Raw genomic sequence first — 24685 nt, 5'->3', positions numbered from 1 at the left:
CGCTCAGAATCCGTTTGAATGCGCCCGGTCTGGCTGCCAGACTGGCGCGTGACGAGGCGCAATCATACGTGCCGCCCGATCCGTGGAAAAGGTACAGATCGGGCTTTTTCAGCCGCTGAGGTGTGATGATGGAAAAGTTGCAGAAAACCCTGGAAGAATGGCGTGCCATGCTCGACCCCGAGCAGTACAACGTCTGCCGTCTGAGTGCCACCGAGCGTCCCTTCTCGGGCAAATACAACGACACCAAAACCGACGGTGTCTACCACTGTGTGTGCTGCAACGAGCCTTTGTTCGATTCGAAGACCAAATTCGACTCCGGCTGCGGCTGGCCGAGCTTTTACGCGCCGATCGGCGATAGCGCGATGGCTGAGATCCGCGACACCAGCCACGGCATGATTCGCACCGAAGTGAAATGCGCGCGCTGCGATGCGCATCTGGGGCACGTATTCCCGGATGGCCCGCCACCGACCGGCCTGCGTTATTGCATCAACTCGGTGTGCCTGAATCTCGAGCCGCGCGAATAACCGAAACAGGCGACATTGCGTCGCCTTTTTATCGAGCAATTAGATTGCACGCAATTCAATTGCTCGTTATGTTTGCGCCTTCCTCACCATTGCGGAGCCGACCCATGAGCAACAACCTGCTGAATATCCCGTGCACCACCATCAAGGGTGAGCAAAAGACTTTGGCCGATTTCGCCGGTAAAGCGGTGCTGGTGGTCAATACCGCGAGCAAGTGTGGCTTCACTCCGCAATACAAGGGCCTCGAAGAACTCTGGCAAACCTACAAGGATCAGGGGCTGGTGGTACTGGGTTTCCCGTGCAACCAGTTCGGCAAACAGGAGCCGGGCAATGAGGGCGCCATCAGCGAATTCTGCGAACTGAATTTCGGCGTCAGCTTCCCGCTGTTCAAAAAGATCGACGTCAACGGCGCCGATGCTCACCCGCTGTTCGTGCAGTTGAAGAAGCGCGCCCCGGGCCTGCTCGGCTCGCAGGGCATCAAGTGGAACTTCACCAAGTTCCTCATCGGCAAGGATGGCCAGTTGGTCAAGCGTTTCGCCCCGACGACCAAGCCGCAGGACCTGAGCGGCGAGATCGAAGCTTTGCTGAAATGAGTCAGCCGAGTGATTCGCTGAAGCTCGACAGCCAGTTGTGCTTCAAGCTGTACGCGGCCTCGCGGGCGGTGATTCGCGCCTACAAGCCGATGCTCGATCAGTTGGGTCTGACCTACCCGCAGTACCTGGCGATGCTGGTGCTGTGGGAATGGCAGGATGCTGCGCCGGAGCAACCGACGGTCAAGGCCTTGGGCGAACGTCTGGCGCTGGACTCGGGGACGTTGACGCCATTGCTCAAGCGTCTGGAGCAGATCGATCTGGTCCAGCGCAGGCGCTCGGCGCGTGACGAACGTGAGATGCACCTGAGCCTCACGCCTGCCGGAGCCGCATTGCGCGAGCGGGTCGGGCCACTGAAGGCGCGCCTGCTCTGCGACAGTGGCGTTGATCTTGACCGGCTCAACGACTTGCGCGCTGGCCTCGATCACTTGCTCGGGCAAATCAAAGCGCTGGCGTAGTCGGCATCCACTGATCGAGCAGCGCGGCGAGTTCTTCGCGGCGAAACGGTTTGGCCAGATAGTCACTCATGCCCGCCGCGCGGCAGCGTTCGCGTTCCTCGGACATGGCATTGGCGGTCAGCGCGACAATCGGCAGATTCGGCCAGCGCCCGCTCTGGCGAATCTGCCGACTGGCTTCATAGCCATCCATCACCGGCATGTTGCAATCCATCAGCACCAGATCGAAATCGGCAAACTCCAGCTGATCCAGCGCCTCGGCGCCATGCCCCGCCACCACCACATCGCAGCCAAGCTTGCCGAGCATGCCTTTAGCGACCAGTTGATTGACCGGGTTGTCCTCGACCAGCAGCACCTTACCCCGGCGCGCGGACGGCGAGGCGTCCGCTTGCGCTTCGGTGAGGGCGGCGACCTCCGGTTGCAGAATCCGTCGCAGATGCTGGTACAGCGCGTTGCGCGCCAGCGGCCGGGCTTGCTGCTGCAAGGGGGCGAGGGCGGCGGCTTCTTCGCTGGGCAGAAAACTGCCGTAAGCAGTCACCAGCAGAATCGGCGCGGTGATGCTCGGGCGCAGACCGAACAGGCATTCCGGACAATCGGTGATCAGCACATCCGGATTCAGGCCCAGCAGCGAATCATCGATGGTGCGCTGCGTGTATTCCAGGCCCCACACCGGCAACAGGCTTTTCAGCAATTCCGCCAGGCCACTGCTGGCAGCGGTGATGGCGAGAACCTTGCCGCGTAACGGCTGCGGAGCGAGGGCGCGAGTGTGGCAGGGCAGTGGCAGCTCGGCACAGAACTGGCTGCCAAAACCGCTTTCGGAGCTGATGGTCAGGCGCCCCTGCATCGCTTCGCACAGGTTATATGTCAGCGCCAACCCCAGCCCGGTGCCGCCGTACTGACGGGTGATACCAGCGCCGGCCTGGGTGAACGGCTGGAAGATTTTCACCTGCGCTTCCTGGGCGATGCCGATGCCGGTGTCGCAGACTTCGATGCGCACGCCACCCTTGTGCGCCGACAGGCGCACATCGACCCGACCGAAACGGGTGAACTTCAGCGCATTCGACAGTAGGTTGCTGACGATCTGCCGCACCCGGGTCGGGTCGCCCAGCACCAGCGCCGGGAAGTGCGGTTCGATCAGACAGGTCAGCTCGACGCTCGGCGCGGCGTTCTGCGAGAGCAGGTTGGCGGTGTCTTCGATCAGCGAGCCGAGGTCGAACGGGATGTTTTCCAGCTCCAGTTGCCCGGCGTCGAATTTCGACAGGTCGAGAATATCGTTGAGCAGTTCCACCAGCACCTTGCCCGAGTCGTGGGCGATCGACAGTTGTTGCTGCTGCTCGGCGTTGAGCGGGCCATCCAGCGACAGCGCGATCATCCCCAGCAGACCGTTGAGCGGTGTGCGGATTTCATGGCTCATGTTCGCCAGAAACGCCGAACGCGCTTCGGCCATGTCCAGCGCAGTGCGGCGGGCCACTTCGAGCTCTTCGTTGGATTGACTGAGGCGGGCGTTGATTGCCTTGAGCTCGGCGGTGCGCGCCGAGACGATGTCTTCCAGTTGCGCGAGGTATTCGGTCAGGCGGTTTTCTGCGGTTCGCCGCTGCTGGATTTCGGTGGCGATGTTCTCGAACTGCTGATTGGCGACCTTGACCAGCACGCCGATCTCATCGTTGCCGTGGCCGGCCGGGCACTCGAGCGTGGTCGGCTCGGCGCTGCGCGGGTCGCGACCGCTGAGCTCACGGATGACCCGCACCAGTGGCTTGGTCAGCATCACGTAGAACAGCGCCAGGAGGATACCGGTCAGCAGCAGGCTGCGGGCGAAACCGTTGAGCAGGGTGACTTCCGCGCGGCGCAAGAAGCGGCTGCCAAAGGCGTAAGTGTCGACTTCCAGTTTGAGGACGCCGAGGGATTCGTTGGGCAAATGGTCGAGGTACAGGCGATCTTCGAAATGACGCTTGGCGCCGAACAGGAAGTCGCTGATCAGCCGATAGCTGCTCTGCAGTTCCGGGCGTTTGACGTTGGCCAGGACGGTCTCGTTGTTGTCGATCAGTTGCGCGGCGATGATCGCCGGCGAGCGCAGCAGGCCGAGGGTGAGCTCCTGCGCCAGTTCGGCATCGATGTTGTAGGCGATGCGCGAGGCCGGATTGTGGCTGATTTCCAGCAGTGCGAGGATTTCCCGGTTGATGGAAGCGTCTTCGCTGGCATAATCGATGCCGATCTGCAGCAGACTGAGCAGGGTGCCCAGAATGAACCCGACCAGCACGGTAAGCCTGGCTTGCTTGTAAGACAGCCGGTGGGTGAATTTGATATCCATGGGTTGTTGAACCACTTCCGTTTCCCTTCGCTGCTCAAGCATAGTCGATCATGCAGGGATACCGAGGTTCCCGAATCGCCTTGTAACAAGGCTTGCTGAGGCGATTTTATCTGTGTGTCGTCGCTGGATCGTCATCATCACTGTGAAAGTGCCCGAGGAGAAGACGTGGATTCCCGATTGAATGCTTTTCTTGAACGCGCCGAGTCGGTTCTGGCGCGAATCGAACCACTGTTGCCGGCACCGCGCCCCGTTATTGACTGGAACACATGCCTGGCAGCGCGCTGGCAGCGTGACGGTCGCAGCGGCTACCTGTTGCCGCTGGAAGTCAGCCTCGACATGCGTCTGTCCGACCTGATCGGCGTCGACCGGCAGTTGGAGCAGTTGGGGCGCAACACACAACAATTTCTTGATGGCATGCCGGCCAACCACGCCTTGCTCTGGGGCTCGCGCGGTACCGGCAAGTCTTCGCTGGTGCGTGCGTTGCTGGCTGAGCACGCCGCTGCCGGCCTGCGTCTGATCGAGATCGAACGCGATCACTTGGCTGACCTGCCACGGGTGGTCGAGCAAGTCGCCAAATTGCCGCAACGTTTCGTGCTGTTCTGCGATGACCTGTCGTTCGAATCCGGCGAAGGCGACTACCGCGTGCTGAAAAGCGTGCTCGACGGTTCGCTCGAGCAGGCACCCGACAACGTCTTGCTGTACGCCACTTCCAACCGACGCCACCTGGTGCCGGAAAAGGAAAGCGACAACGAAAACTGGAAGCGCGTCGACGGCGAGTTGCACCCGAGCGAAGCGGTGGAAGACAAGATCGCCCTGTCTGATCGTTTCGGTCTGTGGCTGTCGTTCTACCCGTTTACCCAGGAACATTTTCTCAACGTCGTCGAGCACTGGATCGGCCAGTTGGCCGCCAAGGCCGGCCTGAGCTGGCAGCGCGACGAAGCACTGGACATCCTCGCCGTGCGCTGGGCCACCGGCCGCGGTAATCGCAACGGACGTTGCGCGTATCAATTCGCCCGCTACTGGGTGGGACTGAAATTGCTGGAGCACAAGGCATGATTGATTTGCAACAAAGCGGCCAGGGCCTCGAAGGCTACGGTATGTTGGCCGCGCAACTGGAATCGCTACTGGCGGACGAACGCGACTTCATCGCCAATGCCGCGCAGTTTTCCGCGTTCCTGTTCAACCAGCTCGATGATCTGAACTGGGCCGGTTTCTACCTCAATCGCAACGAAGAGCTGGTGCTCGGCCCGTTTCAGGGCCAGATCGCTTGCGTGCGCATCCCGTTCGGGCGCGGTGTTTGCGGCGCTGCTGCTGCCAGCCTGCAAACCCAGCGCGTCGAGGATGTGCATGCTTTCCCGGGCCACATCGCCTGCGACAGCGCGTCCAACAGCGAACTGGTTGTGCCCTTGGTCAAGGACGGACGCCTGATCGGTGTGCTCGACCTCGACAGCCCGAAGCTGGCGCGTTTCGGCGCCGAGGATCAGGCCGGCATCGAGCAACTGGCGGCGATTTTCCTGCGCCTGACCGACTGCTGATCAACCGCTGAGGCCAGCCTTGTGCAACAGGCTGGCCGTATCCACGCTGTCGATTTGCGCGGGATCAAGAAACCGCGTCGCGTACTGCATGTACACACCCTCATTGATGAACAGGCCGAACAGCGGCGCATCGATGTGCGCTTCACGGCACATGGTCGCCATGATCCCCAGCGCCTCGCTCAACGACTTGGCTTTCTTGTAAGGGCGATCGGCGGCAGTCAGCGCTTCGAAAATATCGGCAATCGCCATCATCCTCGCCGGCAGGCTCATTTCCTCGCGCTTCAGCCGTTTCGGATACCCGGTGCCGTCCATTTTTTCATGATGGCCGCCGGCGATCTCGGCAATGCTGTCCAAGTGACCGGGGAAGGGCAGGTGGCTGAGCATCATGATCGTCTGCACCATGTGATGGTTGATGATGTAGCGCTCTTCGCGGGTCAGCGTGCCACGGGCGATCTTCAGGTTGTACAGCTCGCCGCGGTTGTACTTGTACTCGGGTACATCGAGTTTGAAGCCCCAAGGGTTGTCCTCGGGGATCAGCTCGTTCTTGTCGCGTTCGATCAGATGCTCGGGTTTGTCGGCCAGCAGTGTTTCACTGACGGGCAGTGTCGGCGCCGATGTTTTTGCCTGGCGGCGGTTTTCTTCCCAGGACACACCGAGGCGATCATCAAGTGTGCGCAGCCATCTGCGTTGCGCGACTTGCTCGAGGCGCAGCAGATCGGCCTCGGCCATGGCCTCGCCACCGAGATTGCAGCGGGCGACAAAGGCGAAGTCGTCGTCGAGCATCAGCAACTCACTATCACGGGCGCGGGCCAGCGCCGCTTCGTCTCCACCGCTTGCCAGCGTCTGCCAGTAGTTGATCCACACGTCACGCTTGAGCACCTCGAAGCGGGTGCGGATTTCGTGGATGCGGTCGTTGATGGTCTCGAGCTTGGTGGCTTTGTCGACCACGTATTCCGGCGTCGTGACCTTGCCGCAATCGTGCAGCCACGCTGCGATGTGCAACGCCTCCCATTCATCCTCGCTCGGCTGGTAGCCGCTGAACGCCGGGTCCTGGCTTGCCGCAGCGGCCTGGGCGAGCATCAGCGTCAATTCCGGAACCCGCTGGCAGTGGCCACCGGTGTAGGGGCTCTTGGCATCGATCGCGCTGGCGAGCAGTTGGATGAAGGCATCGAGCAGTTGTTTCTGCCGCGCTTGCAGACGCTGACTTTCGATGCTCACCGCCGCCGCGCCGGACACCGCCTGCAAGAAGGCGATACGGTCGGGGCGTAGCTTTTCCAGGTCGCCCGGCGCGCCGCTGTCATTGACCAGCAGAATCAGCAGGCCGATGGTTTCATCGTGCTGGTTGTGCAGGCGGATGCCGATCAGGTGAATGCGCGGTGATTCCATGGCCAGGAGGATTTTCTGCAAGTCGCCGGCCTGATCGAAGCCCAGATGGCTGACGGTATTGTTGGCGCTGGCCAGTTGCTCGAACCACGCCGGGCCAGTGTTTTTATGCAGCTCGCGTCCCTCAATGTCGAACGCCTCCAGCTTCTGCGGCACGCCATCAATCACCAGTCCATAGGGTTCCATGCGCGCGCCGTCGGCTTCGCGCAGGTAGATCAGACCGGCCTGCGCCTGAGCGATCTGCACGGTTTCGAACAGCACGCGTTCGAGTAGCGGGGCAAAACGGGTTTCGGCGCAAAGGCTGTCGGTGATGCGGAAGAAACTGCCGAGGGTTTCTTTCATCCGCGCCATCGACAGGCTCAATTGATCGACTTCCAGTACGGGCGAGCGGCGCGCCAGCGGAGAACTGAAGTCGAAGCTGCGGATCGCGTCGGCTTCCTTGACCAGGGCATGCAGCGGCTTGACCAGAATCCGCGAAATCACCCAGCCCAATGGCAGGCACAGCAACAGGATGGCGAGGGTGATCAGCGCGCCTTGCCAGCGCATCCGGAACGCATCCACCAGCAATTCGTCTTCCGGCACCAGCAGCGCCAGTTGCAAACCTTTCGGCCCGCCTTCCTCGATGCTGGTGCGCGCGACGATCCATTGCCGGTCGTTTACTTGCAGACGCTTGCCGATAGTGTCGGAGCTGAGCAGCGCGTTCAGTTCAGGGCTGAGATCGGCCGCTCTGGCCAGACGCGCAGTGCGGTCATCGACGATCAGGCGATGGCTGTCGTGATAGGCCACGGCGTTGCCATCGGTGTCGTACAGCGCGATCTCTGTCGAAGGCGTGACCCGGTGCTTGCCCAGGGCGGTCGACAGCGAAGCGAGGGTCAGATCGGCGCCAATCACCGCGTTCTCGCCGCTGCGCCGGGCCAGCGTGGTGCCGACATTGTGGGTCGAGAAAAATACATAGGGCTCGGTGGTGATTTGCCCGGCCTGTTGCAGGGCGTCGCTGAACCAGGTCCGGCTGCGCGGATCGTAAGGCTCGTCTGGATGATCGCGGCGGCTGAGCGGCGTCAGGGCCTGATCAAAGAACAGTGATTGCGAGCGTACAGTGCCTTGCGGCTCGTGCTCGATGCTCCAGACCTGATAGGCCGCCGCTTCCGGCGCCTGAAGCTGTGCCTTCAGAGCCGGAGTGCGCAGCGCGCGCACCATGAAGAAATCGCCATTGGCGTAACCCAGATACAACGACGCCAGCGCCGGGTTATCGGTGAGCGACTGGCTGAAGGGTTTGAGCAACGGCAGGCGTTGTTGCAGATCGCTCGCCTGGGCCGCCGGGGTGTCCGCCAGCAGGCTCAGCAGGTTGCGGATCGGCTGATAGGTTGCCTGCAGATCGAGGCGTACATCCTGCTCGATGCGGTCAAACAGCTTTTCGCTGCTCGACAGGATGATCTGCGTGGTCTGGTGGTAATTGAAAAGGCCCAGCACCACGCCCGTGAGCAATAAAAGAAAGGTGAACATGACGCTGATGTGCACGTGCAGCGGCAACCGGCGTTGCTCGGGGCGCAGTGGGCTGTGCATTGCTGGCTCTCCATGAATGTTTAACTCACTGCTCAGCGTCCAAGCATAGTTAAGACTCGCTGACTGTGCCTTGATCGGCCAGGGTCAATTGCTGCTGCAGGGCCTGCGCCAGTTCGAGCATCGCCTGGCTGGTTGCCGCCCAGCGACGGGCAATCTCCTGTGGCGCGAGCGCTTGCTCGCAAGCGGTCTCAAGCTCATCACAACATTCAATCAGCCGCGAGGCCTGCGCGATGCGTGCTGCGCCCTTGATCTTGTGCGCAACCACCGCCAGCGCTTCGCGATCATCCTCGGGTGACAGCCTGAGTAGTTCCTCGCGGTCGAGGCGGCTGCTCTTGAGGAGCTCCACCAGCATGCGTCGGGTTTGCCCGGGGTTGTTGCCGGTCAGCAAGCTCAGACTTTGCAGGTCGAACACCGAGGCCGGTGATGCCGGCGTGATGCCGTCGATCCACTGTCCGAGCAGGGTCAGACTCAACGGTTTGAACAGGCAGTCGTCCATGCCGGCGAGCTTGCAGCGCTGGACTTCTTCCGGCTGGGCATTGGCGGTGAAACCCAGCACGGTGCACGGCGGGCGATGGTTTTGCAGTTCAAGCTGGCGAATCCCACGGGTCATCTCGTAGCCGTTCATCAAGGGCATGTTGCAGTCGACGATCACCAGATCGAAATGATCGGCCTTCCACCGTTCGAGGCCGCTGCAGCCATCTTCGGCAATGCTGAAGCGATGACCGAGAAATTCCAGTTGCTGACACATGAGCAGACGGTTGGCCGGATGGTCGTCGACAACCAGGACATGTAACGGCGTTGTCGCAGGCTTGATCAACGGTTCGCTTTTCGGCGGATTCGCCTTTGCCGGCAGGCTGTCCAGCGGCAGCGATATGCACACCTGAGTGCCGATGCCGGGCTGGCTGCTCAACTGCAGTTGTCCGCCCATCATTTCGCACAGGTTGCGACTGATGACCAGCCCCAGTCCGGCGCCGTTTTTTGCCTGCCGACTGCCGTTTTCCGCCTGCGAGAATGGCTCGAACAAGCGCTGTTGATCTTCGGCGCTGATGCCTGAGCCGCTGTCCTGCACGGTCAGCTGCATCAATGTTCGACCAGCAGCGTCTGCCGGGATCAGGTCGAGGGTGATCCGCACGTGGCCGCTTTCGGTGAACTTGATAGCGTTGCTGACCAGGTTGGACAGCACCTGCTTGAAGCGCAGCGGATCCAGATGCACATCCACAGCCGGGTGCGGCGGGTTGAAGACGACTTGCAAGGCAAGGTTTTTCTGCCGCGCTAGGCCGTCGAAGATGCGTGCAACGGAGGTTACTGTGTCGACCAGATTGATCCACTCCGGGGACAGGCTCAGACGTCCCGACTCAATGCGGGCAATGTCGAGGATATCGCCGATCAGCCCGAGCAGATCCTTGGCCGAATGGTAGGCCGTGTCGATCGATGCGCGATCGGGGTGTTGCGGATCGATGCGTCGCAGGGTCAGTTCGAGCATGCCGATCACGGCGTTCATCGGCGTACGGATCTCATGGCTCATGGTTGCCAGGAAGGTACTTTTGGCCCGGTTCGCCTCGTCCGCCTGTTCTTTGGCTGCACGCAGTTTTTCAAACAATTGGCGGCGTTCACTGATGTCTATCCAGCCGCCGATAATCCCTTGAACGTCACCGCTGGAGTCGCGGTAGGGAAGAATCCAGTGGTAAATCGTCAAACGGCGGTTGCCGATGTGCAGGGGCCGGTCGAGGATCAACGGAGTGCCTTCGGCAATGACTCTCTGGTAATCGGCCTGGAATGCCTCGGCCTCGCATGCGTTGCTCAGGGTGCCCTGCATCACGCCTTTGCCGATGATGTCCTCGCGTCTGGCGTTGAACGCTTCGAGATAACTGTCGTTGCAACTTTGCAGCAGACCCTGGCGATCTCGCACGTAGATCGGGTGCGGCGTGCCGTTGACCAGCGAGCGCATGAACTCCAGTTGATCGTTCAGTGCACGTTCGGCAGCCTGGCGTTGTTTGATCTGGTGGCGCATGTAGGCGTTCCAGGTCAACAACAGCAGCAGGATCAGGCCGGCGGCTGCGACCACTTGGTAGAACAGGCGCTGGTAGTTTTGCCAGATGTTCTGTGATGCCGTGGAGTAACCGCGCCAGCGGCCGTTGATCACGCCGAGCTCCTCGGGAGCGATGCTCAGCAGCGCCTTGTTGATGATCGAGGCCAGTTCGGTGTTGTCACGTGCGGTCGCCAGCGAGAAGGCTGCCTGACTGGTGCCGATCGTGGTGGTGATTTGCAGTGGCCGATCGAATATGCGCGAGGAGATGAAATAGTTGGCGATCACCAGCGAGTTCACCGCACCGTCGACATGGTTGTCGGCGAGCATCGACACGGCGCTGAACGTGTCGGGGGTTTCGATCAGTTCGATGCCCGGAAAATTCTCATGCAAGTAGGCGACCAGCGGATTGCCTTGGGCGATCGCCAGACGCTTGCCTTTGAGTTGGCCCAGATTGGTCGGGCTGTCGGCGCTTTTGCGGGTCAGCAGCACGTAGGAATTTTCCAGATACGGGCGACTGAAGCTCAGGTTTTTTTCACGTTCGGCGCTGGGCAGCAGGGCGGCAATCAGATCGGCCTTGTGATTGTCGATCTGCCTGATCATTTCCGCATCGTTGCGGCTGCGCTGAACCTCGAAACGCAGGCCGGTACGCAAGCGGATCAGCTCGAGCAGGTCGGCGCTGATGCCGCGGAAATTGCCGGCGCTGTCGAAGAAGGTCAACGGTGCGTAAGCTTCATTGACCACCACGCTGACGACGGGGTGCTGCTTGAGCCACTTTTCCTCACGATCAGTCAGCTGCAGTTTTCTGTCAGTGAGCAGCAGGTCGCTGCCGGCGCTCCAGCGCTTGGCGATGTCGTCGCGCTGACTGCTCGGGATCGCCGCGAGCACCGTGTCGATGATGCCCAGCAGCTGCGGATTGCTGCGCCGCACGGCGAAGCTGAAGCCATGGGCTTCCTGCTTGCCGAAGTTGGCCATACGGACATTGTTGAGATAGCCCTTGTTGATCATGTAATGGGTGGAGAGGGTGTCGCCGAGAAACACATCGGCCTGGTCGAAGGCCACCGCGTTGATTGCGTTCTGGTAGGACGGATAGCAAGTGATCAGCGCTTTGGGATACAGCGCTTTGATCTCGGGCACCGGCAGATAGTGATACACCATGCTCAGGCGCAGGCCGGCGAGGCCTTCGGTCAGCGAGCGGGTTTCGTCCTCGCGGGTTACCAGTACCGGCTGATCGACCGCATAGGGTCTGGAAAGCGCGAGGTTGGCATTGCCTGCTTCGTAGCCGTTGGCTGTGCCAAGCAGGTCGATCTGGCCATCGATCAAGGCGCGAATTGCAGCCTCGCGCGAGGGAAAGCGTTGCACGCGAATCGGCAAACCGGTGGCCTGACCGAGAATCCCTGCGTAATCGGCGGTCAGTCCCTCGTAGTCCTGGCCACTGACGGTCATGTCGAATGGCGGGTAATCAGGTGCGGAGGTACCCAGTTTCAGTTCGCTGCGAGTCTGCAGCCATTGCCGTTGTGACGGCTGCAGGACAGTTTGCACGGCCTCGGTGGCCGAGCGGCTGAGCAATGCATAGTCCGGTGAAGCGCTTGGCGCGGCGAGGGCATTGGCGCTCAGGTACAGAACAGCGCTCAAGGCAATCAGGTAGTCCTTTACACGGCTGGGCATGCGGAGTCTCACACGAGTGCGTTACGTTTGGCCATCTCGATAAGTTCTACAAGGGATCTGGCTTTGAGTTTTTGCATCAGACGCTTTTTATAAGTGCTGACGGTCTTGTTGCTCAGAAACATGCCCTTGGCTATTTCCTTGTTGGTACGTCCCTGAGCAAATAACTGCAATACCATCAGTTCGCGGTCATTGACGGATTTGAACAGTTCAAGTTCAGCGTATCGAGTGTCGTCGGCGCGCACCGGATTAAGCGCTTGACTGGGGAAATAGTTATAACCGGAAAGTACCGCTTTGATTGCGCTGACCAATTCGCTCAAGTCTTCCTGCTTGCAGACATATCCCGATGCGCCGGATTGCATGCAACGAATGCCGAACAGCGTAGGACACTGCGCCGTCAGAATCAGAATCTTGAAATTCGAACCCATGGTGTTGAAGCGGGCCAGCACTTCGAGGCCGTCCAGCTTGGGGATGCTGATATCGAGAATGACCAGGTCGGGCATGCATTCACGGACCATCTGCATGGCATCGACACCGTTATCGGTCTCGCCGACGACCTTGTAGCCTTCATGTTCCAGGAGCATTCGCACGGCGAGGCGGATGACCGGATGATCGTCCACAATAAAAACGGAGTTCATAAATAGAGTCCCATGCAAGCATGAATAAAGCGCGCACCTTAGCTCAGATGCATGAGCACTCGCATGGACTGGTAGTGTCGCGACTACGTTATCGGATTAATCCTACGCGTAATGAGGAAAGAGACTACGTTGAAATTAGGTTCGGCGTAAGGAAGGGCGAGCAATCAATTGGCCGAAGATTGAAATGATCCGAAGGCCAATATTGATATTCAATTATTTGTCGATGTTTAAAGTTGCGTTTAATCAGCGGTGTTTATTTGATCGGGTTAATGGGTCAAGCGTAGTTGAATCTCACTCGGTGCACAGGGGCATTCAGCGAAACTCTCATGGTGGTCAGCCGGTCAGGTGACCGGCCGACCACCATCAGACTCAGTGACTTGAACGCCCGGTCATTTCCAGTGCCATGTCACTGGCGTAACTGTCGGTCATGCCGGCGATGAAATCGATCATGCGCAGAAACGAACTGTGCAACGAACCCTGCGGATCCGGCGCATTGTTGCCAAGCAAATCGAGGATGCGCCGGCTCTTGAACGACGGCGTGCGACCGTTGTGCTGCTCCAGCGCGGCGCCGCAGAACGAATTGAGCAGGATCTCCAGCGTCGTGTACGCGCCGATCTCATGCAGGGTCTTGCGTTTGTCCTGAAAGATTTTCTTGCGCGCGATGTCCTTGGCGTTCAACACGCAGCGCTTCGCCGGCCCGTGCATGTGTTCGACCAGATCGCCGGGCAGCGTGCCGGCGAGCAGAGCATCCTGCTGTTCGACAAATGCCCGCGCCGCCGCGTTGGTCAGGTGCTCGATGGCCTTGCCGCGCAGGATCGCCAGTTTACGCCGCCGGGAATCCTGCGGGCCGAGCTGGCGATAGGTTTCCGGCAAGTCGTCACCGACGAGACCGAGCAGCAGTGACTCGACTTCGGCGTATTCGAGCAACTCCATTTCCAGACCGTCTTCGAGATCGATCAGCGCATAGCAGATGTCATCAGCGGCTTCCATCAGGTAGACCAATGGATGGCGTGCCCAGCGCTGGTCTTCGATTTGCGGCAGACCGAGTTTGTGCGCGATCTGTTCGAGCAATGGCAGCTCGCTCTGATAGCAGCCGAATTTGTGTTTCTTGTAGCCGAGGGAGTCGGCGTGGCGCGCGGTCCATGGGTATTTCAGATAGGTGCCCAGCGTCGCGTAGGTCAGGCGCGTGCCGCCGTCGAACTGGTGATATTCCAGCTGCGTCAGCACGCGAAAGCCTTGAGCATTGCCTTCGAAATTGAGGAAATCACCACGCTCGGCCTCGCTCATGCCGTCCAGCCAGCCACGCCCGGCGGCTTGTTGAAACCAGTGGCGAATCGCGTCTTCGCCGGAATGGCCGAACGGCGGATTGCCGATGTCATGCGCCAGGCAAGCCGATTGCACGACCATGCCGAGGTCGGCCGGGTCGCACCAGTCTGGCAGCGCGCTGCGCAAGGTTTCACCGACACGCATGCCCAGCGAACGGCCGACGCAGCTGACTTCCAGCGAGTGGGTCAGGCGGGTATGAATGTGATCGTTGCTGGTGACCGGGTGCACTTGGGTCTTGCGCCCGAGGCGGCGGAAGGCACCGGAGAAAATGATGCGGTCATGGTCTTTGTGAAAAGGGCTGCGGCCGAGTTCTTGCGGGCTGTGCAGCGGCTTGCCGAGGCGTTCGCGGTTGAGCAGGGTTGGCCAATCCAAGGCTGATTCTCTCCGTCTGGTAACTGATCGCCCTAGCTTCCCGGTTCGGCCCTGTGCCTGCAAGCAGAACTACAGGCCTGCTGCGTCGATATCGATCAACAGCAAGCGTTCACCGTTATCGAAAAACTGTCCGGCAGTCAGGCAATACTGGTTGCTGGTGGCATCGCGATAGGTGTTCGACAGGGTCAGGCGGCGTTCTTCCCAGCCTTCGGCCAGCAGATGATAGAAATACGGTCGCCACGACCAGTTGTGCCCCAGATAGCGGTCATCGGCAAACCAGCCGTCATGGCGCCATTCGAGGTTGGGCGTCAGTTGCGTGCCGTGGCGATCGCACTGATAAAAGCGCAGCAGCCAGGGAAACGCCTGCAATTGCGGCAACGCACTGAGCGGGGCGCGGGCCTGCGCCCATTGCTGCAGAATCGCCATCAGTTCGCTGAGCTGCTGACGCATCTGCATCAGCCTTCCGCGCTCGCTGAGTTTCTGTTTTACGTAGCGCTGCCTGAGTTGGGCGAAATGCGCGACGAAAGCATCCGTAGCGAAGAAGTCTTCCTGCGCCCGGGCGAAAAGAAAACCTTGTACGTAGCGCGAGCCGCACTCCAGGGCGAAATTCAGCTGTGCTTCGGTTTCGACGCCTTCAGCGATGATCCAGCAGCCGGTTTTTTCGGCCATCTGCGCAAGTGCTTTGACCACGTCACTGCTCGGTCCGCCGAGGGCCGCAGCCTGAAACAGGCGCATGTCGAGCTTGAGAATGTCCGGTTGCAGGGCCAGTACCCGATCCAGCTGCGAATAGCCGGCGCCAAAATCATCGATGGCGATTCTCGCCCCTGCGTTACGGTAGCGCCCGACCACGTGGGCCAGGCGTTCGCTGTTACCGCCCAGTTCGGTGATTTCGAAAACGATGCGCTGCGGATCAACCTGGTGTCGCGCCAATTGCTTGAGGCTTGGCAGCGCTTGATCGGCGCGCAGGCGACTGATCCAGCGTGGCGACATGTTCAGGCTGAGGAACCACTCCGCCGGCGCTTCATGCAGGCGGCTGAGGGCGTGGTCACGGATCTGCCGATCGAGACGGCGCAAGGCAGTGGCCGGTGTCCGTGGGTCGGCGAACAACGGTCCGACCGAGGTCAGTTGACCATCGCTCTGGCGCAAGCGACCGAGTGCTTCGACACCAGCGATGCGGCCGGTGGCGGTATCGATGAAAGGCTGAAAACAGGCGAGCGGTTGCCCGTCGATCACGGCAAGTCCTTAATCTTGTTTTTGGTTTGGCCGCGCTTGCCGGATAGGCACGCGGGATGGAATCTCCCGATAAGGAGATTCATCCCGGCGCTATTGCAAGAATGTAGCCAGATGGGCGCTTCAGCGTTTGCCCGAGCTGTGCATGACCAGTCTGATCAGCGGCCCAAGCGTCGTGCCCAGACGCAGCAGTCGCGTCAAACCGCCACCACTGCTGCGTTTCGAGCCTTTGCCGGTGAGGAAACCCAGCAGCGTCACCGCCGCCACGCCCCACAACGGCGCGTGCTTGATGCCAAAACCGTCCTGCACGTTCTGCTTCATGCCACGCATGCGCTGCAACGGTTGCAACACTTGCGCGGTTTCGTGGCGGATTTCCTGACGGTGCATTTCCATGCGCAGGCGGATCAGCGCCTTGCGCATTTCCCGGCGTGAGCTGTTGTGCGGAAGTTCAGGCAGGCTCATGGCAGCAGGCGCTCCCGGTCGTTGGCCAGCTCTTCGAGCGTGCCGTGGAAAGGCGAGGACTCATCGAAAATCGCCGCTTTGAGGCGTAGGCCGCAGAAGATCGACGCCAGCGTGTAAAACACGCACAGGCCGATGATCGCTGCCAGGCGGTAGGTGTCCCAGAAGATGATCATCACCAGCGTCGACAGACCCACCAGCAACAGCAGGGCAAACACCAACGCCAGGCCGGCGAACAGCAGCAGGCTGACAGTGCGTGATTTCTGCTCCTGCAGTTCGATGCCGAACAGTTCGACATGACTGTGCAGCAGGCCCAGAACGGCAGCGCCGAGGCGACGTGTGGAGGAGGCGGTGCCCGCAGTCGGGCCGGATTCACCGATCGACATGATCAGCGCCGAGTTGCCAGCAGGCCGATCAGAAAGCCGACGCCGGCAGCGATGCCCACCGACTGCCATGGGTTGGCCGATACATAGTCTTCAGTAGCGGTGACCGCCGCCTGACCGCGTTCGCGCAGGGTGTCTTCAGTCACTTTCAAGGTTTCCCGGGCACGCAGCAGGCTGTCGTGAATCTGGGCACGCAGCTCATCGGCCTGATCGCCAGCGAGGGTCTTGGTGTGCTCGAGCAGGCGTTCGGTGTCGGCGACCAGAGTCTGGAAGTCGTTCATCAGGATTTCTTGAGCAGTCTTTGCCTTGATGCTGGCCATAGGTGGATCTCCGTAGGTGGCTTTGAAGCGTTCGAGTATGAGCCTTGCGCGAAGGTTCAGTGCAAATGCCTGGTACAACTTTTGCTGTGTCGTGGTGCGTCGCTCGGCGTATGTGCGCTGTTGCCGGGCGTCCAAGCAGAAAAACTCTAATTCATTTGCCGGCGGTCCGTGTTGGGACATCGATTCATGCGCCAAATCAGTTCATCGACCCTGCCGTTGAATGACTGGTGAGTCGTAATTTGGTGCATGAAATGCCCGCATGAACCGCTTTGGTGCCTTTTAGCCTTGGGTCTGCCTCCTCATGGAAAATCTGCAAAGCGCTGTGGACACGCTGGTTCACAGCTCCAACACGTTGTTCATTCTGATCGGTGCGGTGATGGTACTGGCGATGCACGCCGGTTTCGCCTTTCTGGAGGTCGGCACGGTCCGGCAGAAGAACCAGGTCAACGCGCTGGCGAAAATCCTCAGCGATTTCGCCGTCTCGACCCTGGCCTATTTCTTTATAGGCTATTGGATCTCCTATGGCGTCACCTTCATGCAACCGGCGGCGGTGCTCACGGCTGACCATGGCTATGGATTGGTGAAGTTTTTCTTTCTGCTGACCTTCGCTGCCGCGATCCCGGCGATCATTTCCGGCGGCATTGCCGAACGCGCGCGTTTCGTCCCGCAGTTGTGCGCGACGGCGCTGATCGTAGCGTTTATCTATCCGTTTTTCGAAGGGCTGATCTGGAACGGCAACTTCGGCTTGCAAGGCTGGCTGGCGGCGCAGTTTGGCGCGGCATTCCATGATTTCGCCGGCTCGGTGGTGGTGCATGCCGTGGGCGGTTGGCTGGCGTTGGCCGCTGTTCTGCTGCTCGGCCCGCGCAATGGTCGCTACCGCGATGGGCGCCTGGTCGCGTTCGCGCCGTCGAGCATTCCGTTTCTGGCACTGGGCTCGTGGATCCTGATTGTCGGCTGGTTCGGCTTCAACGTGATGAGCGCGCAAACCCTGCAAGGTGTCAGTGGCCTGGTCGCGGTCAACTCGCTGATGGCCATGGTTGGCGGTACCGTCGCGGCGTTGATCGTTGGGCGCAACGACCCTGGCTTTCTGCACAACGGCCCGCTGGCCGGGCTGGTGGCGATTTGCGCCGGCTCCGACCTGATGCATCCGGTCGGTGCGCTGGTAACCGGCGCGATCGCCGGAGCCTTGTTTGTCTGGTGCTTTACCGCTGCCCAAGTCAAATGGCGCATCGACGATGTGCTGGGCGTATGGCCGCTGCATGGTTTGTGTGGCGTGTGGGGCGGGATTGCCTGCGGCATCTTCGGTCAGTCTGTGCTGGGTGGCCTGGGCGGTGTCAGCCTGATCAGCCAGTTGATCGGCACTGCGCTTGGCGTCGCGGTCGCGCTGGTCGGCGGTTTCGTCGTCTACGGCACGATCAAGGCATTGCATGGGCTGCGCCTGAGTCAGGAACAAGAGTATTACGGCGCCGACCTGTCACTGCACAAGATCGGCGCGGTGAGTCAGGACTAGATTTCCTCATCATTGGCTCCGGGATAGAAACCGTGGAGCAGGCGATAGCGATCGATACGCACTTGATCGACCTTCTCCTGCACTTTGTGCGCGGGCAGGCCGAGCATGATCAGCGCGTGTGAAGCGAGCATCAGGCTTGACTCCAAAAGCTCCGGCACCACCTCGGTGGCGCCGGCGGCTCTGAGCTCCGCCGATTGGCTGTCGTCACGGGTGCGTACCAGAATCGGCACCTGTCGGTTGAGTCGCCGGGCTTCGCGCAGAATGCGCAACGCCACGTCGCTCTGATCCACGGCGATTACCAGCAGCCTGGCGCGCAACAGGCCAACCGCAGTAAGCAGATCGCCACGCGCCGAGTCGCCGTAATGCACGTCGCTTTCCGCAGATGCGGCTTCCTGCACCCGCACCGGATCGTTGTCCAGCGCAACATAGGCTTGCCCCGCATTGCCCATGAAGCGGCCAATGGACTGGCCGACGCGACCGTAGCCGCAGATCACCACGTGCTGGTCGAGGTCGGCGTTGAGCGCGCTGATCTGTTCGATCTGCGCTTCCTTATTGGGCTTGCGGTGCAGCACGGCGGCAATGCGCGGCGCCGCACGCAACAGCAGTGGCGTGAGCAGCATCGAACAGAACGTCGCCGCGAGCAGCAGGGCGCCCGGTTCGGCCGGCAACAGGCTGTTTTGCTGCATCTGCGCCATCAAGGCAAAACAGAATTCGCCACCCTGGGCCAGGGCCAGGCCGCTGCGCCATGCGGTTTCGCTGTCACTGCCGCGCCACTTCACCAGCAGCGCGACCACGATGCCCTTGATCAGCATCAGGCCGAGCGTCAGGCCGATGATCAACAGGCTGTGACTGACGAACAATTGCAGGTCGATCAGCATGCCGATGCTGACGAAGAACACGCCGAGCAGAATGTCGCGAAAGGGCCGGATGTCGGCTTCGATCTGGTGCCGGTAATGGCTTTCCCCGAGCAACATGCCGGCGAGGAAAGCGCCGAGTGCAGGCGACAGCCCCAACAAGTGCGTGAGCCAGGCAGTCAGCAGCACGATTACCAGCGCCAGCAGGACGAACAGCTCCGCAGAGCGCGAGGCCGCCACCTCATGAAACAGCCGTGGCAATAACCAGCGACTGGCGAGCAGCAGGCCGAAGAACAGCACCACGGTTTTGCCCAGGGTCAACGGCAAGGCCCAATACCAGGCCTGCTCGCTGGTGCCGGCGAAGACCGGAACCAGTGTCAGCAGCAATACCGCGACAACGTCCTGAAACAGCAACACGCCGACCGTGTTCTGGCCGTGGCTGCTGAATACTTCACCAAGACTGCCCAGCTCCTTGGTCACGATCGCCGTGGATGACAGCGATAACCCTGCACCGAGCAACAGCGCCGGCATCAGCGGCATGCCCAGGCCCATCAACAGTGTGCCGAGCAGCGCTGTGCTGATCAGCACTTGCTGACTGCCGAGGCGAAACACCACCTGACGCAGCGCAATCATCTTCGACAGGGAGAACTCCAGACCCAGCGAAAACAGCAGAAACACCACGCCCAGCTCGGCGACATCGGGCAGATGTTCGCTCTCGTTGACCCAGTCGAATGCGTTCGGCCCGACCAGTAATCCCACGCACAGGTAACCCAGCACCGGCGGCAGTCGCAGGCGCCGGAACAGGGCAATCACCACCAGGGATGAGGCGAGGATGATCAACAGATTTGCAAACACGGGACACTCCGCTGTCAGGGCGTTGGCCTCTGAAGCGTAGAGGCAAAAAGTCCGCGAGGATGACGCATTTGCAATTTGCGCTGAATGATTTGCGTCAGGATTTTGCGCCGGGAGCGCTGGGTCCTTTGGGCGCCGCCGGGTCGACGAGGGTTTAGTGGCGTCCTAGAATGGGCTCACTTGTTTTCCGGTAATGCCGTCATGCCTCCTGAATGTCAGCTGTTCGGCACCCTCGGGTGTCACCTGTGTGAAGTCGCCGAAGCCGAGCTGATGCCCTTCGTCGAGCATGGTCTGCTGGTTGAACTGGTGGACATCGCCGAAGACGAATCGTGGTTCGAAAAATACAGCTTGCGCATCCCGGTACTGCGGCGGGTCGACACGGGCGCGGAGCTGGATTGGCCGTTCAGTGGCGATGAAATCGCGGCGTTTTTACGATGATGAGTTTCACTACCGTTCTCCCGCTGGTCGCAGCAATACATCCTTGCGTTGGCGCTCGCGGAATTCTTCGGTTACTGTATGTCCATACAGCAATCGAGTCAGAGGGATGAACCGTGGTCAATGTCGAACAGTTGAAGAGCAGCGTTAACCGGATGTCGGTGGACGTGGTGCGCGAGGCCGTCCTCGAATTGCGCCTGGACGGGCTGGTCACGGAAGGCAAGACGCCATTCAACAAGCTGCATTTCAATACCTGCTTTGCCGAAATCGAAGCCCTTTTTCAACGCGCCGGTTATCACAAGCAGCTGGATGTGGTCGGTTATCAGGGATTGTTATACGCGTTGTACGACCCGGGGCGCTGGGAGGCGGTCGATGTCTTGCGCTGGCTGAAGGAGTTCACCGAAGCAGCGGCTCTCAAATCGATTCCGGCCTGATCAAACTGCGCTAGGTGGCTTTGCCTCACTGTTGGATAATGCCGGCTTGCATTGAGGAATTCTGTTTCGTATGTCCAGTCCCGTATTTTCCGCTGCGCACAATCAGGCCAGCACCTTGTACTTGCCGCCCGGTTCCTGGCTGACGGTACTCGATTGCCTGTGCGAGCACTTCAGTGCCATCGGCCGCGAACAGTGGCTTGACCGGATTGCTCGCGGACGGGTGCTGGATGCGCATGGCCAGCCAATTGCGCTGGACTTGCCGTACAGGGAGGGTCTGCGCATTCACTACTTTCGCGAAGTGCCGGACGAGAAGCCGATCCCGGTTCTCGAGTCGATTCTCTATGCCGATGAACACTTGGTGGTGGCCGACAAACCTCACTTTCTGCCAGTCACCCCGGCCGGGGAATATGTCGAACAAACCCTGCTGCGGCGGCTGATCCGTCGGCTGGACAATCCGCATCTGGTGCCGCTGCACCGCATCGATCGGCATACGGCGGGGCTGGTGATCTTTTCGGCCAATCCGCAGACCCGCTCGGCCTATCAGTCGTTGTTTCCGACCCGGCAGATCGACAAGCGCTACGAAGCGATTGCCCCGGCGTTGCCCGAGCTGAATTTCCCTCTGGTGCACAAGAGCCGCCTGGTGGATGGCGAGCCGTTCTTCCGCATGCAAGAGGGGCCTGGCGCCAGCAATACCGAAACGGCGGTCGAGGTGCGTGAGAAAAATGGTGATCTGTGGCGCTATGGTCTGTATCCCGTGACCGGCAAAAAGCATCAGTTGCGGGTGCACATGACGGCGCTGGGCGCGAGTATTTGCAACGACCCGTTTTATCCGACGGTGTTGAAAGATGTCGAGGACGACTACGCCAACCCGTTGAAGCTGCTTGCGCAAGGCCTGCGCTTCATCGACCCGGTGACCGGTGAGTTGCGGGAGTTCGAGAGTCAAATCACCTTGCAGTGGTAATGCTGAAACTGCTTTCCGAGCGCCCATGAAAAAGCCCGCATGACAATGCGGGCTTTTCTGTATCCGGTAACGACGCGGAGCCTTACAGCTCTTTAACGGTACGAACCTGATCCTTGTTGATGCGGGTCTCTTTGCCGTCCAGCTGCTGGAACTCGTAGAAGCCCGAATCATCATCGTATTTCGGGGTGTCGACGGCCTGGATTTCGCGACCGTCATTCAAGGTGATCACTGTTGGCGAGGAGCAACCTGCGAGGGTTGCCAGGCCCAGTGCGAGCATGAAAGTGGCGAGGGTCCGTTGAGTCATGAGTGTGTCTCCGAATGGGAAATCTTCTGGTTACTGAGCTTGAGACGTAAACAAGGCGTGAGAGTTCCTTGGATAGTGTCAGTCTGACACAGTGTTGTGCAGATGTAACAATTCGGGGGTGTTGAGGTTGGCCAGTCGCGGGTCGTTGTCAGGGCATTGCAACGCGACGGCGCCGAGACTGCGCATCACCCGCCCCGGGCTGCGCTCGCCTGCATTCCAGGCTGCTTCGAATGCCGGCAACAGCGCCACCGGAATCACGCACAGCAGCGGTTCCCAATGTTCGCCGTGGCGCAGCATTAAAGGTTTGTCACGTTGCAGATCGGCAGTGGTCAGCATGTCTTGCAGCAAGGCCTTGTCGATTCGCGGCACATCACATGGCAACACCAGCAAATGCGCATGGCGCGCCGCTTTCAGCCCTGCGCGAATACCGGCCAGCGGGCCCGGAAAATCGCCCTCGTCATCGATGACCAGTTGATCGGCAAACGTGGCATAACGCTCGCGATTGCGGTTGCACGAGATGATCAGATCGTCGGTCAGCGGCCGTACCTTGCGCTGCAGATGCGCGATCAACGGCTCGCCCAGCCACTGGATGAGGCCCTTGTCCTGACCGCCCATGCGCTGGCCGCGTCCACCGGCCAGAAGCAGGACGGAGCAGGGTGGCAATGGGTTGCTCGAGGGCATGACGACTCTCCAGAGGGGCGGCGGAAAAATGAGCCGCTGTGATATAACACCGGGCTGTTTCCCCTACAACTGGAAGAGCCTATGAAAGCCAAGGCTGATGTACCTTTCGTGCCGCTCAATATTGCGGTGCTGACTGTCAGCGACACCCGAACCCTGGAAACCGATACCTCCGGCCAGGTCTTCGTTGATCGCTTGATCGCGGCCGGACACGCGCTGGCCGAGCGGGTTTTGCTTAAAGATGATCTCTACAAAATTCGCGCGCAAGTCGCCCACTGGATTGCCGACGATGTGGTTCAAGTCGTGCTGATCACCGGCGGCACCGGCTTCACCGGGCGTGACAGCACGCCGGAAGCGGTGGCATGCCTGCTCGACAAACAGGTCGACGGATTCGGCGAACTGTTCCGCCAGATTTCCGTGGCTGATATCGGCACTTCGACTGTGCAGTCTCGGGCCTTGGCAGGTCTGGCCAACGGCACGCTGGTGTGCTGCCTGCCGGGTTCGACCAATGCAGTGCGCACCGGTTGGGACGGCATTCTCGCTGAGCAACTGGACGCCCGTCATCGTCCCTGCAACTTCGTCACCCATCTGAAGCAGGCGGCGCCTTGTGAATCCCGTGGGTAAGCCGGGCAAGACCGGCAGTTTGCTGCCTGTCGAAACGGCGCTCGAGCGTTTGCTGGCCATGGCCGATGCGTCGCGGATTGTCGAGCGCGAGCACTTGCCGCTGGCTCAAGTCGAAGGGCGGGTGCTGGCGGAAGATCTGATCTCGACACTGGATCTGCCGCCATGGCCGAACAGCGCCATGGACGGCTACGCCTTGAACCTGGCGGATTGGCAGGGCGAGCCGCTGCCGGTCAGTCAAAAGGTCTTCGCCGGGCAATCTCCGCAACCGTTGGAACCAGGCACCTGCGCACGCATCTTCACCGGGGCACCATTGCCGCCGGGCGCCGACTGTGTCGAGATGCAGGAAAACGCCGAAGTTCAGGCCGATGGCCGAGTGCGCTTCCTCGAGCCTTTGAAAGCCGGGCAGAACATTCGTCCGCAGGGCCAGGAAACTACGGTCGGCGAATTGGTGCTGCAAGCTGGAACCCGGCTCGGACCGATTGAGCAAGGCCTGGCTGCTTCGCTTGGCTGTGCCGGGGTTAACGTCGTGCGCAAGCCGCGGGTGGCGGTTCTGTCCACTGGCGACGAGCTGGTTGAACCCGGCCAGGCATTGGGGCCGGGCCAGATCTACAACAGCAATCGCGTACTTCTGTGCAGTTGGCTGCAGCGTCTGGGTTGTGAAGTGATTGATGGCGGAATTCTCCCGGACGATCTGCCCACCACGCGGGCGCGGCTGGGCGAGTTGCAAGACGTCGATCTGATTCTGTCTACCGGCGGTGTCTCGGTCGGTGAGGCGGATTTCCTCGGCATTGCCCTGCGTGAAGAAGGCGAGTTGGCCCTGTGGAAGCTGGCCATCAAGCCCGGGAAGCCGTTGACCTTCGGCCATTTTCGCAACGTGCCGGTGATTGGCCTGCCCGGCAATCCCGCCTCGACGCTGGTGACGTTCGCCCTGCTGACGCGGCCTTATCTTTTGCGTCGCCTGGGTGTGCAGGCCGTCGAACCGCTCAAGTTTGCAGTGCCAGCAGGTTTTGTCTGGTCGGTGGCCGGCAACCGTCGTGAATATCTGCGCGGGCGCTTGGAACAGGGGCGGGCGATCATTTACCGCAACCAGAGTTCGGGTGTGCTGCGTAGCGCCGCGTGGGCCGACGGGTTGGTGGAAGTCCGAGAGGGCCGCACGCTGAGCGAGGGTGATGAAGTGAGCTTCATTCCCCTCAGTGACCTGCTGGGGTAGCCGGTCTTGCCCATGCACGCGTCGGCGGGTAAGCACGGCGCGTGCAACA

Annotated in this window: 23 protein-coding genes; 11 read left to right on the top strand and 12 right to left on the bottom strand. The window is 60.5% G+C overall.

Annotated features, from left to right (window positions below; translation table 11 throughout):
* The first annotated feature begins 128 nt into the window (after positions 1-128).
* The 3 genes from msrB (at position 129) to ACYSTU_RS22630 (ending at position 1569) form a co-directional block, all read left to right on the top strand.
* Positions 129-524, top strand: a complete 396-nt coding sequence (gene msrB, locus ACYSTU_RS22640; RefSeq protein ID WP_016770855.1) for a peptide-methionine (R)-S-oxide reductase MsrB — start codon at positions 129-131, stop codon at positions 522-524.
* A 104-nt stretch (positions 525-628) separates the two neighbouring features.
* Positions 629-1114 carry a glutathione peroxidase gene (locus ACYSTU_RS22635; protein WP_071173117.1) on the top strand — a complete coding sequence of 162 codons (486 nt, stop codon included), beginning with the start codon at positions 629-631 and terminating at the stop codon, positions 1112-1114.
* Positions 1111-1569 carry a MarR family winged helix-turn-helix transcriptional regulator gene (locus ACYSTU_RS22630; protein WP_125917343.1) on the top strand — a complete coding sequence of 153 codons (459 nt, stop codon included), beginning with the start codon at positions 1111-1113 and terminating at the stop codon, positions 1567-1569. Before ACYSTU_RS22635 ends, ACYSTU_RS22630 begins: the two co-directional genes overlap by 4 nt.
* Here ACYSTU_RS22630 and ACYSTU_RS22625 read toward each other — a convergent pair.
* Positions 1553-3874 carry a hybrid sensor histidine kinase/response regulator gene (locus tag ACYSTU_RS22625; protein ID WP_499001705.1) on the bottom strand — a complete coding sequence of 774 codons (2322 nt, stop codon included), beginning with the start codon at positions 3872-3874 and terminating at the stop codon, positions 1553-1555. The genes ACYSTU_RS22630 and ACYSTU_RS22625 overlap by 17 nt on opposite strands.
* Positions 3875-4039: 165 nt before the next feature.
* Here ACYSTU_RS22625 and ACYSTU_RS22620 point away from each other — a divergent pair, with 165 nt between their 5' ends.
* Complete coding sequence (locus ACYSTU_RS22620) at positions 4040-4930, top strand: ATP-binding protein (RefSeq protein ID WP_016770851.1); 891 nt, start codon at positions 4040-4042, stop codon at positions 4928-4930.
* Positions 4927-5409: a free L-methionine (R)-S-oxide reductase MsrC gene (locus ACYSTU_RS22615; protein ID WP_016770850.1), complete on the top strand. Its 483-nt coding sequence runs from the start codon at positions 4927-4929 to the stop codon at positions 5407-5409. The genes ACYSTU_RS22620 and ACYSTU_RS22615 overlap by 4 nt, the downstream gene beginning before the upstream one ends.
* On the opposite strand, the gene ACYSTU_RS22610 is transcribed toward ACYSTU_RS22615, so the two are convergent.
* The 8 genes from ACYSTU_RS22610 to ACYSTU_RS22575 form a co-directional block, all read right to left on the bottom strand.
* Positions 5410-8355, bottom strand: coding sequence for an HD domain-containing phosphohydrolase (locus tag ACYSTU_RS22610; RefSeq protein WP_264365577.1), 2946 nt, complete (start codon positions 8353-8355; stop codon positions 5410-5412). It abuts the gene before it with no gap.
* 49 nt (positions 8356-8404) lie between these two features.
* A complete protein-coding gene (locus ACYSTU_RS22605; protein WP_499001700.1) occupies positions 8405-12049 on the bottom strand; it encodes a transporter substrate-binding domain-containing protein in 3645 nt (1214 codons plus the stop codon).
* An 8-nt stretch (positions 12050-12057) separates the two neighbouring features.
* Positions 12058-12684, bottom strand: a complete 627-nt coding sequence (locus ACYSTU_RS22600; RefSeq protein WP_016770847.1) for a response regulator transcription factor — start codon at positions 12682-12684, stop codon at positions 12058-12060.
* A gap of 369 nt (positions 12685-13053) precedes the next feature.
* Positions 13054-14382: a deoxyguanosinetriphosphate triphosphohydrolase gene (locus ACYSTU_RS22595; protein ID WP_264365575.1), complete on the bottom strand. Its 1329-nt coding sequence runs from the start codon at positions 14380-14382 to the stop codon at positions 13054-13056.
* Between the two features lie 69 nt (positions 14383-14451).
* Complete coding sequence (locus ACYSTU_RS22590) at positions 14452-15615, bottom strand: EAL domain-containing protein (protein WP_024013699.1); 1164 nt, start codon at positions 15613-15615, stop codon at positions 14452-14454.
* 120 nt (positions 15616-15735) lie between these two features.
* Positions 15736-16074: a hypothetical protein gene (locus tag ACYSTU_RS22585; protein WP_016770844.1), complete on the bottom strand. Its 339-nt coding sequence runs from the start codon at positions 16072-16074 to the stop codon at positions 15736-15738.
* Positions 16071-16457 carry a phage holin family protein gene (locus tag ACYSTU_RS22580; RefSeq protein WP_008079909.1) on the bottom strand — a complete coding sequence of 129 codons (387 nt, stop codon included), beginning with the start codon at positions 16455-16457 and terminating at the stop codon, positions 16071-16073. Before ACYSTU_RS22580 ends, ACYSTU_RS22585 begins: the two co-directional genes overlap by 4 nt.
* Before the next feature lie 2 nt (positions 16458-16459).
* Positions 16460-16774: an ElaB/YgaM/YqjD family protein gene (locus ACYSTU_RS22575; RefSeq protein ID WP_016770842.1), complete on the bottom strand. Its 315-nt coding sequence runs from the start codon at positions 16772-16774 to the stop codon at positions 16460-16462.
* 301 nt (positions 16775-17075) lie between these two features.
* Here ACYSTU_RS22575 and ACYSTU_RS22570 point away from each other — a divergent pair, with 301 nt between their 5' ends.
* The gene (locus ACYSTU_RS22570) at positions 17076-18284 is read left to right on the top strand and encodes an ammonium transporter (RefSeq protein WP_133339371.1); all 1209 of its coding nucleotides are present in this window, start codon (positions 17076-17078) and stop codon (positions 18282-18284) included.
* Here the strand turns inward: ACYSTU_RS22570 and ACYSTU_RS22565 are convergent.
* On the bottom strand, positions 18281-19993 hold the full coding sequence (locus ACYSTU_RS22565; protein ID WP_499001693.1) for a cation:proton antiporter: 1713 nt from the start codon (positions 19991-19993) through the stop codon (positions 18281-18283). The two genes, ACYSTU_RS22570 and ACYSTU_RS22565, sit on opposite strands and share 4 nt — an antisense overlap.
* A 198-nt stretch (positions 19994-20191) precedes the next feature.
* Here ACYSTU_RS22565 and ACYSTU_RS22560 point away from each other — a divergent pair, with 198 nt between their 5' ends.
* The 3 genes from ACYSTU_RS22560 (at position 20192) to ACYSTU_RS22550 (ending at position 21820) form a co-directional block, all read left to right on the top strand.
* Entirely contained in the window at positions 20192-20428 is a 237-nt protein-coding gene (locus ACYSTU_RS22560) for a glutaredoxin family protein (RefSeq protein WP_016770838.1), read from the top strand.
* A 113-nt stretch (positions 20429-20541) separates the two neighbouring features.
* Positions 20542-20859 (top strand): hypothetical protein, encoded by a 318-nt coding sequence (locus tag ACYSTU_RS22555; protein ID WP_016770837.1) that lies wholly within the window; start codon positions 20542-20544, stop codon positions 20857-20859.
* A gap of 70 nt (positions 20860-20929) precedes the next feature.
* Positions 20930-21820 carry a pseudouridine synthase gene (locus ACYSTU_RS22550; protein WP_130887918.1) on the top strand — a complete coding sequence of 297 codons (891 nt, stop codon included), beginning with the start codon at positions 20930-20932 and terminating at the stop codon, positions 21818-21820.
* 82 nt (positions 21821-21902) lie between these two features.
* Here ACYSTU_RS22550 and ACYSTU_RS22545 read toward each other — a convergent pair whose 3' ends face one another.
* The gene (locus tag ACYSTU_RS22545) at positions 21903-22124 is read right to left on the bottom strand and encodes a YgdI/YgdR family lipoprotein (RefSeq protein ID WP_016770600.1); all 222 of its coding nucleotides are present in this window, start codon (positions 22122-22124) and stop codon (positions 21903-21905) included.
* A gap of 78 nt (positions 22125-22202) precedes the next feature.
* Complete coding sequence (gene mobA, locus ACYSTU_RS22540; RefSeq protein ID WP_499001688.1) at positions 22203-22805, bottom strand: molybdenum cofactor guanylyltransferase MobA; 603 nt, start codon at positions 22803-22805, stop codon at positions 22203-22205.
* Between the two features lie 81 nt (positions 22806-22886).
* On the opposite strand from mobA, the gene moaB reads away from it, so the two are divergent.
* Both moaB and ACYSTU_RS22530 read left to right on the top strand, forming a co-directional pair.
* Complete coding sequence (gene moaB, locus ACYSTU_RS22535; protein ID WP_125917349.1) at positions 22887-23426, top strand: molybdenum cofactor biosynthesis protein B; 540 nt, start codon at positions 22887-22889, stop codon at positions 23424-23426.
* A complete protein-coding gene (locus ACYSTU_RS22530; RefSeq protein ID WP_136493005.1) occupies positions 23410-24636 on the top strand; it encodes a molybdopterin molybdotransferase MoeA in 1227 nt (408 codons plus the stop codon). Before moaB ends, ACYSTU_RS22530 begins: the two co-directional genes overlap by 17 nt.
* Positions 24637-24685: the final 49 nt, after the last annotated feature.

The sequence above is a fragment of the Pseudomonas glycinis genome (genome assembly GCF_054871425.1).
This window is presented reverse-complemented; position numbering and strand designations above follow the sequence as displayed.

What these genes read in the sequence shown, in the direction of transcription:
- msrB (WP_016770855.1), top strand. Translation starts at nt 129, where the DNA reads ATGGAAAAGTTGCAGAAAACCCTGGAAGAATGGCGTGCCATGCTCGAC.
- ACYSTU_RS22635 (WP_071173117.1), top strand. Translation starts at nt 629, where the DNA reads ATGAGCAACAACCTGCTGAATATCCCGTGCACCACCATCAAGGGTGAG.
- ACYSTU_RS22630 (WP_125917343.1), top strand. Translation starts at nt 1,111, where the DNA reads ATGAGTCAGCCGAGTGATTCGCTGAAGCTCGACAGCCAGTTGTGCTTC.
- ACYSTU_RS22625 (WP_499001705.1), bottom strand. Translation starts at nt 3,874, where the DNA reads ATGGATATCAAATTCACCCACCGGCTGTCTTACAAGCAAGCCAGGCTT.
- ACYSTU_RS22615 (WP_016770850.1), top strand. Translation starts at nt 4,927, where the DNA reads ATGATTGATTTGCAACAAAGCGGCCAGGGCCTCGAAGGCTACGGTATG.
- ACYSTU_RS22610 (WP_264365577.1), bottom strand. Translation starts at nt 8,355, where the DNA reads ATGCACAGCCCACTGCGCCCCGAGCAACGCCGGTTGCCGCTGCACGTG.
- ACYSTU_RS22605 (WP_499001700.1), bottom strand. Translation starts at nt 12,049, where the DNA reads ATGCCCAGCCGTGTAAAGGACTACCTGATTGCCTTGAGCGCTGTTCTG.
- ACYSTU_RS22600 (WP_016770847.1), bottom strand. Translation starts at nt 12,684, where the DNA reads ATGAACTCCGTTTTTATTGTGGACGATCATCCGGTCATCCGCCTCGCC.
- ACYSTU_RS22585 (WP_016770844.1), bottom strand. Translation starts at nt 16,074, where the DNA reads ATGAGCCTGCCTGAACTTCCGCACAACAGCTCACGCCGGGAAATGCGC.
- ACYSTU_RS22580 (WP_008079909.1), bottom strand. Translation starts at nt 16,457, where the DNA reads ATGTCGATCGGTGAATCCGGCCCGACTGCGGGCACCGCCTCCTCCACA.
- ACYSTU_RS22575 (WP_016770842.1), bottom strand. Translation starts at nt 16,774, where the DNA reads ATGGCCAGCATCAAGGCAAAGACTGCTCAAGAAATCCTGATGAACGAC.
- ACYSTU_RS22570 (WP_133339371.1), top strand. Translation starts at nt 17,076, where the DNA reads ATGGAAAATCTGCAAAGCGCTGTGGACACGCTGGTTCACAGCTCCAAC.
- ACYSTU_RS22560 (WP_016770838.1), top strand. Translation starts at nt 20,192, where the DNA reads ATGCCTCCTGAATGTCAGCTGTTCGGCACCCTCGGGTGTCACCTGTGT.
- ACYSTU_RS22550 (WP_130887918.1), top strand. Translation starts at nt 20,930, where the DNA reads ATGTCCAGTCCCGTATTTTCCGCTGCGCACAATCAGGCCAGCACCTTG.
- ACYSTU_RS22545 (WP_016770600.1), bottom strand. Translation starts at nt 22,124, where the DNA reads ATGACTCAACGGACCCTCGCCACTTTCATGCTCGCACTGGGCCTGGCA.
- mobA (WP_499001688.1), bottom strand. Translation starts at nt 22,805, where the DNA reads ATGCCCTCGAGCAACCCATTGCCACCCTGCTCCGTCCTGCTTCTGGCC.
- moaB (WP_125917349.1), top strand. Translation starts at nt 22,887, where the DNA reads ATGAAAGCCAAGGCTGATGTACCTTTCGTGCCGCTCAATATTGCGGTG.